Raw genomic sequence first — 11848 nt, forward strand, 5'->3', positions numbered from 1 at the left:
GGTGCCCGGCGCGTTCGTGCTGCTGGACCGGCTCCCGCTGACGCCCACCGGAAAGCTCGACCGCCAGGCGCTTCCGGCCCCCGGCCCGGTGCCGGCCGGCACCGGGCGGGCCCCGCGCACCGCGGCCGAGCAGGTGCTCGCCGGACTCTTCGCCGACGTCCTCGGCGTGCCCGAGGTCGCAGCGGACGACAGCTTCTTCGACCTCGGCGGGCACTCACTGCTGGCCACCCGACTGATCGCCAAGGCCCGCTCGGTGCTCGGCGTGGAGCTGGCCCTGGCCGACCTGTTCGACGCGCCGACCGTCGCGGGCCTGGCGGCGGCCGTGGACGTCGCAGGCCGGGCGCGGCCCGCGCCGGCGCGGCGCGAGCGGCCCGAGACGGTGCCGCTGTCCTTCGCCCAGCGCCGACTGTGGTTCCTGCACAGCATGGAGGGGCCGAGCGCCACCTACAACGTGCCACTGGCCCTGCGGCTCTCGGGAGACCTCGACCGACGGGCCCTGGAGGCAGCGCTGGCGGACGTCGTGGAGCGGCACGAGAGCCTGCGCACCGTCTTCCCGGTGGTCGACGGCGAGCCGTGCCAGCGGGTGCTGGACATCGACGCGGCCCGGCCCCGGCTGCGCGTGACCCCGGTCGGACCGGGCGAACTGCCGGAGCGACTGGCCGAGTCGGCCCGGAACGGCTTCGACCTGGCGGCCGAACCGCCGCTGCGGGCCGAGCTGTTCGAGCTCGGCGAGGACGAGCACACCCTGCTGCTGGTGGTGCACCACATCGCGGGCGACGGTTGGTCGATGGGCCCGCTCGCGCGCGACCTGGCCGCCGCGTACGCGGCACGGGCGGCGGGCGGGAGGCCGGAGTGGACCCGACTGCCCGTCCAGTACGCCGACTACACCCTCTGGCAGCGTGAACTGCTCGGTGCGGAGACCGACCCGGACAGCCTCCAGAGGCAGCAGCTCGCCTACTGGTCGGACCGGCTCGCGGGACTGCCGGAGCAGACCGAGCTGCCCTTCGACCGGCCCAGGCCGGCCGCGATGTCCTTCCGGGGCGCGCAACTGCCGCTCCGGATCGACGCCGAACTGCACCAGGGCCTGCGCGCGCTCGCCCGGGACGGCGGCGCCAGCCTCTTCATGGTGCTCCAGGCCGCCCTGGCCGCCCTGCTCGGCAAGCTCGGCGCCGGCACCGACGTCCCGATCGGGACGCCGATCGCCGGACGCACCGACGAGGCCCTGGACGACCTGGTCGGCTTCTTCGTCAACACCCTGGTGCTGCGCACCGACCTGTCCGGCGACCCGTCGTTCACCGAACTGCTGGGCCGGGTACGGGCCGGCGCGCTGGCCGCGTACGCGCACCAGGACGTGCCGTTCGAGCACCTGGTGGAGGAGCTGAACCCGGCCCGGTCGCTGGCGCACCACCCGCTGTTCCAGACCATGCTCGCGCTGCAGAACGCGCCGACGGGCACCTTCGACCTGCCGAGGCTCAGGGTGACCAGCGACCTGGTCGGCACCGGGACGGCCAAGTGCGACCTGACCTTCATCCTGACCGAACGGCCCGGTGAGGACGGCCTGTCGGGCGTGCTGGAGTACAGCACCGACCTGTTCGACGGGGCCACCGCGGCCGGCCTCGTCGAGCGCTGGCTGCGGCTGCTCAGGGCCGTGGCCGCCGACCCCGACCGCAGGATCGGCCGGATCGACGTGCTGTCGGCGGAGGAACTGCGCGCGCTGCTGCCGGCCGGAGCCGAGCCGACCGACCGCACCCCGGAGAGCACCATCACCGCGCTCGTCGAGGAGCGGGTGCGGGCGAACCCGGACGCGGTCGCGGTGGTGTGCGGCGATGCCGCCCTGACCTACGGTGAGTTGAACGCCCGGGCGAACCGGCTGGCACACGCCCTGATCGATCGGGGCGTGGGGCCGGAGCGGCTGGTGGCGCTGGCCCTGCCGCGCTCGGCGGACCTGGTGGTGGCGGTGCTCGCGGTGCTCAAGGCCGGCGCCGCCTACGTGCCGGTGGATCCGCAGTACCCCGCGGCCCGGATCGCCTACCTGCTCCAGGACGCCCGCCCGGCCCTGATGGTGACGACCGGCGGGATCGGCGAGCTGCCCGGCGCGGAGTTCGTGGACCGGCTCGTGCTGGACACCGCCGACCTGGACGAACTGCCGGACAGGGACCCCGGCGTCGCCGTGGACCCAGGCCACCCGGCGTACGTCATCTACACCTCCGGGTCCACGGGCAACCCCAAGGGTGTGGTCGTCCCGCACCGGAACGTGGTGCGGCTGTTCGGCACCACCCGGGAGCTGTTCGCGTTCTCCGCCGAGGACGTCTGGACGCTCTTCCACTCCTACGCCTTCGACTTCTCGGTCTGGGAACTGTGGGGCCCGCTGCTGTACGGCGGCCGGCTGGTGGTCGTGGATCACGAGACCAGCCGCTCGCCCGGGCGCTTCCTGGAACTCCTCGCCCGCGAGCGGGTGACGGTCCTCAACCAGACACCCTCCGCGTTCTACCAGTTGATCCAGGCGGACGAGGAGGCGCCGGAAACCGGCCGTGAACTCGCCCTGCGCACGGTGGTGTTCGGCGGCGAGGCGCTGGAGCCCGCCCGGCTGGCGGGCTGGTACGAGCGGCACCCGGACGACGCGCCGCTGCTGGTCAACATGTACGGCATCACCGAGACCACCGTGCACGTCACCTACGCCGCGCTCGACCGGTCGGTCGCGACCGCGGGGGCGGCCAGCGTGGTCGGCGCCGCCATCCCGGACCTGCACGCCTACGTGCTGGACGCCCACCTGCGGCCGGTCGCCCCAGGCGTGGCCGGCGAACTGTACGTCGCGGGCGCCGGACTGGCGCGCGGCTACCTGAACCGGCCCGGCCTGACGGCGGGACGGTTCGTGGCGGACCCGTTCGGGCCGGCCGGCGCACGCATGTACCGCAGCGGCGACGTGGTGCGCCGGGCCACGGGGGGCAGCCTGCGGTTCGTCGGCCGGGCCGACCAGCAGGTGAAGGTGCGCGGCTTCCGGATCGAGCTCGGCGAGATCGAGGCGGCGCTGGCCGCGCACCCGAGCGTCGCGCAGGTCGCCGTGCTCGCCCGGCAGGACCGCACCGACGACACCCGGCTGGTCGGGTACCTGGTGCCCGCCGCGAACGCCGCCCCGCGCCCGGCCGAGCTGCGCGAGTACCTGCGCGAGCGGCTGCCGGAGTACATGGTGCCCTCGGGGTTCGTGGAACTGGACACGCTGCCGCTGACCACCAACGGGAAGCTCGACCGCCGGGCGCTGCCCGCGCCGGAACTCGCCTCGACGGGCACCGGCCGCGCGCCGCGCACCCCGCAGGAGCAGATCCTCTGCGAGCTGTTCGCCGAGGTCCTCGGGGTGGCCGAGGCCGGGGTGGAGGACAGCTTCTTCGACCTCGGCGGGCACTCCCTGCTCGCCACCCGGCTGGCCGCCCGGGTCCGCGCGACCCTGGGCGTGGAGCTGGAGCTGCGCACCCTGTTCGAGTCCCCGACCCCGGCGACGCTGGCCGCCGCCCTCGCGGGCGCCCGCCGGGCCCAGCTCGCCCTGAAGCCGTACCCGCGGCCGGAGAGGACCCCGCTGTCGTTCGCCCAGCGCCGGCTGTGGTTCCTGCACCAGCTGGAGGGCGCCAGCGCCAACTACAACATCCCACTGGCGTGGCGGCTGTCCGGGCCGCTCGACCGCGAGGCCCTGACGGCGGCGCTGGCGGACGTGGTGGCCCGGCACGAGAGCCTGCGGACGCTCTTCCCGGCGGTGGACGGCGTGCCGCACCAGCGGGTGCTGGACGCCGTGGCGGCCCGCCCGCGGCTGCACCTGAGCCGGACGACGGAGGCGGAGCTGGACGGCGTCCTGGCCGCGGCGCTGGCCTGCCGGTTCGACCTGGAGACCGATCTGCCGCTGTACGCCGAGCTGTTCGAGCTCGGTGAGGACGAGCACGTCCTGCTGCTGGTGGTGCACCACATCGCGGGCGACGGCTGGTCGCTCGGCCCGCTGGCCCAGAACCTGACCGCCGCCTACGCGGCACGCCGCCGTGGTGAGGAGCCGTCGTGGGAGGCGCCGGCGGTCCAGTACGCGGACTACACCCTGTGGCAGCACGAGCTGCTGGGCGACGCCGCCGACCGGGACAGCCTGTTCGCCCGGCAGGCGGACTACTGGACCGGGCAGCTGGCCGGCCTGCCGGAGCGGATCCAGCTGCCCACCGACCGGCCCCGGCCCGCGGTGGCCTCGCACCGGGGCGACTTCGTGAGGACCGGGCTGGACGCGGACCTGCACCGCGGCCTGCGCGAGCTCGCCCGCGCGCACGGCACCAGTCTGTTCATGGTGCTCCAGGCGGGACTCTCCGCCCTGCTCACCAAGCTGGGCGGGGGCGAGGACATTCCGGTCGGCAGTCTGATCGCGGGCCGTACGGACCAGGCGCTGGACGAGCTCGTCGGGTTCTTCGTCAACACGCTGGTGCTGCGGACCGACACCTCGGGGGACCCGACCTTCGCCGAGCTGCTCGGCCGGGTCCGGGACACCGCGCTGGCCGGCTACGCCAACCAGGAGCTGCCGTTCGAGTACCTGGTCGAGGCCCTCAACCCGGCCCGGTCGCTGTCGCACCACCCGCTGTTCCAGGTCATGCTGGTGCTGCAGAACGCTCCGCGGGCCGACTTCACCCCGCCAGGGCTGGAGACCGGCGAGGTCAAGCTGACCACCACCACCTCCAAGCTCGACCTGATCTTCTCGATGTCCGAGCGGCACGCCGAGGACGGCACCCCGGAGGGGATCGACGGATTCGTCGAATACGCCTGCGACCTGTACGACCGGGCGACCGTCGAGGCGATGATCGCCCGGTGGGTACGACTGCTCTCAGCGGCGGTCGCCGACCCGCAGCGGCGCCTCAGCCGTCTCGACCTGCTCTCCGTCGAGGAGCGGTGCGCCCTGCTGCCGAGGCCGGTCGCCACCGAGGCGACCGTCTCCACCGGCCTGCCCGCGCTGTTCGAGGCCCGGACGCGGGAGCGGCCGGAGGCGGTCGCGGTGGTGTGCGGCGATGCCCGGCTGACGTACGGGGAGTTGAACGCCCGGGCCAACCGCCTCGCGCACGCGCTGATCGGCCGCGGGGTGGGACCGGAGCGGCTGGTGGCGCTGGCGCTGCCGCGCTCGGCCGAGCTGGTGGTGGCCGTTCTCGCGGTGCTCAAGACCGGCGCCGCGTACCTGCCGGTCGACCCGGACTACCCGGCCGCCCGGATCGCACACCTGCTCGACGACGCCCGGCCCGCAGTGCTCCTGACGGACAGCCGCACCGGCGACCTGCCGGGCGCGGACGGTTTCGACCGGCTCGTCCTCGACGCCGACCCCGGGCTGGACGGGCTGCCGGACACCGACCCTGGTGTGGACGTCGCGGCCGAGAGCGCCGCCTACGTCATCTACACCTCCGGTTCCACCGGGAAGCCCAAGGGCGTGGTGGTCCCGCACCGGAACGTGGTGCGGCTGTTCGACACCACCCGGAAGCTGTTCGACTTCTCCGCCGAGGACGTGTGGACGCTGTTCCACTCCTACGCCTTCGACTTCTCGGTGTGGGAGATCTGGGGGCCGCTGCTGCACGGCGGACGACTGGTCGTGGTGCCGTTCGAGGTCAGCCGCTCGCCCGAGCGGTTCCTGCGTCTGCTGGCCGACGAACGGGTGACGGTGCTCAACCAGACGCCGTCCGCGTTCCACCAGCTGGTGCAGGCGGACGAGGACGCCCCCGGAAGCGAGCTGTCCGCGCTGCGCACGGTGGTTTTCGGCGGCGAGGCGCTGGAGCCCGCCCGACTGGCCGGCTGGTACGAGCGCCACCCGGACGCCCCGCTGCTGGTCAACATGTACGGCATCACCGAGACCACCGTGCACGTCACCCACCTGGAGCTGGACCGCACGCACACCGCCGACCCGGCGAGCGTCATCGGCACCGCCCTCCCCGATCTGCGCGCCCACGTGCTCGACACGTACCTGCAGCCGGTGCCCCCCGGGGTGGTCGGCGAGCTGTACGTGGCCGGTGCCGGGCTCGCGCGCGGCTACCTCGATCGTCCGGGTCTGACCGCCGGGCGGTTCGTCGCCGACCCGTACGGGCCGGCCGGCTCGCGGATGTACCGCAGCGGCGACCTCGTGCGGCGACGCGCGGACGGGATGCTGGAGTACGCGGGCCGGGCGGACGACCAGGTGAAGGTACGAGGCTTCCGGATCGAGCTCGGTGAGATCGAGGCGGCTCTGGCGGAGCACCCGCAGGTCCGCCAGGTGGCGGTGATCGCCCGGCAGGACCGGGCGGACGACACGCGCCTGGTCGCCTACCTGGTGCCCGCCGCCGGGGCGGCCGCCGAGCCCGACGCGCTCCGCGCCCACCTGCGCGAGCGGCTGCCGGACCACATGGTGCCGGCCGCGTTCATGGCCCTCGACGCCCTGCCGCTGACCGTCAACGGCAAGCTCGACCGGCGCGCCCTGCCCGAGCCCGACATCACCGGGGCACCGGCCGGACGCGCGCCGCGCACCCCGCAGGAGCACGTCCTCGCCGGGCTGTTCGGCGAGGTGCTGGGCGTGCCGGGGGTCGGCGCCGACGACGACTTCTTCGACCTCGGCGGGCACTCCCTGCTCGCCACCCGGCTGGTGGCCCGGGTGCGGGCGACCCTGGGCGTGGAACTGGAGCTGCGCAGCCTGTTCGAGACCCCGACGGTGGCTGGGCTGGCCGCCGGACTGGCCGGGGCCGACCGGGCGCGGCTCGCGCTGGGCCCCGTGCAGCGGCCCGAGCGCGTTCCGTTGTCGTACGCGCAGCAGCGACTGTGGTTCGTCGACCAGCTGGAGGGCGCCGGCGCGATGTACCACATCCCGCTGGCCTGGCGGCTGACCGGCGACCTGGACCGGGAGGCGATGCGGACGGCGCTCGGAGACGTCGTCGCCCGGCACGAGAGCCTGCGCACGGTCTTCCCCCAGGACGACGGAGTGCCGTACCAGCACGTCCTGGACGCCGAGGCGGCCCGGCCGCGGCTGGCCGTCACGAGCACCGACGAGAAGGGTTTGCCCGAGGCGCTGGCCGAGGCCGTCGGGCGCGGATTCGACCTGGCCGCCGAACCGCCCGTGCGCGCCGAGGTGTTCCGGTTGGCGCCGGACGAGTACGTGCTGCTGGTGGTGATCCACCACATCGCGGGCGACGCCTGGTCACTGGGCCTGATGTCGGCCGACCTGTCCACCGCGTACACGGCGCGCCTGCGGGGCGGGGAACCGCAGTGGGCGGACCTGCCGGTGCAGTACGCCGACTACACCCTGTGGCACGACCGGCTGCTCGGCGACCGGACCGACCCGGAGAGCCTGTTCGCCCGCCAGGCGGACTACTGGACCGAGCAGTTGGCCGACCTGCCGGAACAGATCCCGCTGCCCGCCGACCGGCCCCGCCCCACGGCCATTTCCAGCCGGGGCGGGCACCTTGACGTCGAACTGGACGCCGAACTGCACGAGGCCCTCGTCCGCCTCGGCCGGGAGCGCGGCGCCAGCGTGTTCATGGTGCTCCAGGCCGGACTCTCCGCCCTGCTCACCAAGCTGGGCGCCGGTGAGGACATCCCCATCGGCAGTCTGATCGCGGGTCGTACGGACCAGGCGCTGGACGAGCTCGTCGGGTTCTTCGTCAACACGCTGGTGCTGCGCGCCGACACCTCGGGGGACCCGACCTTCGCCGAGCTGCTGGCCCGGGTCCGGGACACCGCGCTGGCCGCGTACGCCAACCAGGAGCTGCCGTTCGAGTACCTGGTCGAGGCCCTCAACCCGGCCCGGTCGCTCACCCGTCAGCCGTTGTTCCAGACGCTGCTCGCCCTGCAGAACGCGCCGCGCTCCGCCTTCGAACTGCCCGGTCTGTCCTCCGAGATCATGCTGGTGCAGTCGCCCACCGCGATGTTCGACCTCTCGTTCCACCTGGTGGAGCGCGGCGGGACCGGCGGGGCCCCCGAAGGCATCATCGGCCACGTCGAGTACGCCACCGACCTGTTCGACCGGGCCACGGCGGAGGCGCTGGTCGCCCGCTGGCTGCGGTTGCTCGCGACGGCCGCCGCGGAGCCGGAGCGGCCGCTGAGCCGGATCGAGGTCCTCACCGCCGAGGAGCGGCACGAGCTGCTGGTCGCCCGCAACGACACCGCCCGCCCGGTGCCCGACGCCGGCCTGCCCGCCCTGTTCGAGGCGCAGGTCCGGGCCACCCCGGACGCCGAGGCGGTGGTGTTCGAGGACACCGTGCTCACCTACGGGGAGCTGAACCGCCGGGCCAACCGCCTGGCGCATGCACTGATCGCGCGCGGGGTGGGGCCGGAGCAGGTCGTCGCCCTGTGCCTGCCGCGCTCGGTCGAGCTGGTGGTGGCCGTCCTCGCGGTGCTCAAGGCCGGCGCCGCGTACCTGCCGGTCGATCCGGACTACCCCGCGGCCCGGATCGAGTACATGCTCGCCGACGCGCGGCCGGCCGTCGTGCTCGACGACCTCGCGGCCGTCGACGCGCCCGGGGCGTACCCGGACACCGACCCACTGGTGGTCCCGGACGCCCGGCACCCGGCGTACGTCATCTACACGTCGGGCTCGACCGGACGGCCAAAGGGCGTCGTGATGCCTTCCGGCGCCCTGAGGAACCTGCTGCACTGGCACCACCGCGCCGTCGGCGGCGAACCGGGTACCCGGACCGCGCAGTTCACCGCCCTCAGTTTCGACGTGTCCGTACAGGAGATGCTGTCCGCGCTGCTGTTCGGCAAGACCCTGGTGGTGCCGACCGACGTGCAGCGCCGCAGCGCCGAACTCCTGCTGCGGTGGCTGGAACGGCACCGGGTGGCAGAGCTGTTCGCACCCAACCTGGTGATCGAGGCGCTGGCGGAGGCGGCCGAGGAACACGGGCGGGAGCTGCCGGACCTGAGGCTGATCGCACAGGCCGGTGAGGCGATGCGGCTCGGCGGTGGCCTCCGGCGCTTCCGGAGCCGCGTGCCCGGCCGGGCGCTGCACAACCACTACGGCCCGGCCGAGACCCATGTGGTCACCGCCTACCCGCTGCCCGCCGACCCCGCCGACTGCCCGCTGCCGGTACCGATCGGCCGTCCGATCGCCAACAACCGGGTGTACGTGCTGGATGCGGCGATGCGGCCGGTCGCCCCCGGCGTCACGGGCGAGCTGTACCTGGCCGGGGCGGGGCTGGCCCGGGGCTACCTGAACCGTCCGGGCCTGACCGCCGGGCGCTTCGTCGCCGACCCGTACGGACCGGCGGGCACGCGGATGTACCGCACCGGAGACCTGGTCCGCTGGCGCGCCGACGGGGAGCTGGAGTTCGCCGGCCGGGTGGACCACCAGGTGAAGGTACGGGGCTTCCGGATCGAGCCGGGTGAGATCGAGGCCGAACTGGCCGCGCATCCCGATGTGGCCCAGGTCGCGGTGCTCGCCCGCGAGGACCGGCCGGGTGACACCCGGATCGTCGCGTACGCCGTGCCGTCGGCCGGTGCCGGGACCACGGGGTCCGCGCTGGCCTCGTACCTGCGCGAGCGGCTCCCCGACCACCTGGTGCCGTCGGCGTTCGTGGTGCTGGAAGCGCTGCCGCTGACGCAGAACGGGAAGCTGGACCGGGCGGCGTTGCCCGCGCCGGAGCCGGGTCCGGCCGGGGGCGGGCGGGCGCCGCGGACACCGCAGGAGGAAATCCTGTGCGAGCTGTTCGCCGAGGTGCTGGGCCGGCCGCGGGTCGGCGTCGAGGACGACTTCTTCGACCTCGGCGGGCACTCCCTGCTCGCCACCCGGCTGGTCTCGCGGGTCCGGGCGACCCTCGGGGTCGAACTGGAGCTGCGCAGGCTGTTCCGGACGCCGACACCGGCCGGGCTCGCGGCCGGGCTGCACGAGGCCACGGCGGCCCGACAGGCGCTGATGCCCAGGTCGCGTCGCGAGCCGATGCCGCTCTCCTACGGGCAGCGCAGGCTTTGGTTCCTCCAGCAGTTCGGGGCACCCAGCGCCACTTACCACATGCCGTTGGCGCTGCGGCTGTCCGGCGACCTCGACCGGGAGGCCCTCGGTGCCGCGCTGGCGGACGTGGTGGCCCGGCACGAGAGCCTGCGCACGGTGTTCCCGCACACCGGCGGGGTGCCGTACCAGCGGGTGCTGAGTATCGAGGAGGCCGTGATCCGGGTGCCGGCACGTCAGGCCGGCGCAGCGGAGCTGCCGGAACTACTGCGCGAGGCGGCCGCGCGCGGGTTCGACCTGACCACGGATCTGCCCGTCCGCGCGCAGCTGTTCGCGCTCGCTCCGGACGAGCACGTCCTGCTGGTCGTCCTGCACCACATCGCCGGAGACGGCTGGTCCATGAGTCCGCTCTCCCGGGACCTCGCGGCCGCGTACGCCGCGCGCAGGCGGGGCGGCGCCCCGAGCTGGGCGCCACTGCCGGTGAGCTACGCGGACTACACCGTGTGGCAGCACGAGATCCTCGGCGAGGAGTCCGACGCGGACAGCGTGTTCGCGCGCCAGGTCGGGTACTGGACCGAGGTGCTCGCCCGGCTGCCCGAGCAGCTCCCGCTGCCGACCGACCGGCCCAGGCCGGCGGTCATGTCCTACGGCGGCGGGGTGCTGGACATCCGTATGGATGCCGAACTGCACGCTGGCCTGGCCGAGTTGGCCCGGCGTTCGGGTGCGAGCCTGTTCATGGTGCTGCAGGCTGGCCTGGCGGCGCTGTACACCCGGCTGGGCGCGGGGACGGACATTCCGATCGGCAGCCCGATCGCGGGCCGGACCGACGAGGCGCTGGACGACCTGGTCGGCTTCTTCGTCAACGCGCTGGTGCTGCGCACCGACACCGGCGGAGACCCGAGCTTCCTCGAACTGCTGGGCCGCGTACGGGAGACGACACTCGCGGCCTTCGCGCACCAGGACGTGCCGTTCGAGCACCTGGTGGAGGTGCTGAACCCGGCACGGTCGATGTCGCTCCACCCGCTGTTCCAGACCGTGCTGGCCATGCAGAACGCGCCGATGGGTGACTTCGAGCTGCCCGGGCTGGCGGTCTCCGGCGTGCCGGTACCGACCGGAACCTCACGGGTCGACCTGACCTTCGGCCTCGCGGAGAACCGCGGGCCCGACGGCGCGCCGGCCGGGCTGACCGGAGCGGTCGAGTACAGCACCGACCTGTTCGACCGCCGGACGGTCGAGACCCTGGTGGCCCGCTGGACCAGGTTGCTGGCCGCGGTCGCCGCCGCTCCCGACCGGCCGATCGGCGAGATCGACCTGCTGGACGAGGAGGAGCGCCGCGAACTCCTGCCCGCCGCCGCGCGGGAGGGGGCGGCCGCGAGCCTGCCGGAGTCGTTCGCGGCACAGGCGGCGGCCACGCCGGACGCGGTCGCCCTGGTCTCCGGCGGGACCGAGCTGACGTATCGCCAACTGAACGACCGGGCCAACCGGTTCGCGCACGCGCTGATCGCCCGTGGCATCGGGCCGGAGCGGATCGTGGCCGTGGCGCTGCCGCGTTCGGTGGAGTCGGTGGTGGCCGTCCTGGGCGTCCTGAAGGCGGGCGCCGCCTACCTGCCGGTGGACCCGGGGTACCCCGCCGCCCGGATCGCGTACATGCTGGAGGACGCGCGGCCGGCTCTGGTGGTCGACGATCCGGCGATGGTGGCGGAGGCGGCGGGCTTCCCGGAGACCGATCCGATGGTGACGCCCGGGGTCCGGCACCCGGCGTACGTGATCTACACCTCGGGTTCGACCGGTCGGCCCAAGGGCGTGGTGGTGAGCCACGCGGGTGTGTCGGGCCTGGTGGGAGCGCAGGTCGAGCGGCTCGGCGTGGTGCCGGGCAGCCGGGTGCTCCAGTTCGCCTCGCCCAGTTTCGACGCGTCGTTCTGGGACCTGTGCGCTGCCCTGCTC

At 74.1% G+C, this 11848-nt stretch carries 1 protein-coding gene; it reads left to right on the forward strand.

Translation table 11 applies throughout. From position 1 onward, the window contains the following. Positions 1-11848 (forward strand): amino acid adenylation domain-containing protein (locus ACFU7Y_RS28820; protein ID WP_380770132.1); only part of this gene is annotated, 11848 nt, incomplete at both ends.

Origin of the sequence: Kitasatospora sp. NPDC057542, assembly GCF_042801945.1 — a bacterium.
In the GTDB taxonomy this organism is placed as follows: domain Bacteria; phylum Actinomycetota; class Actinomycetes; order Streptomycetales; family Streptomycetaceae; genus Kitasatospora.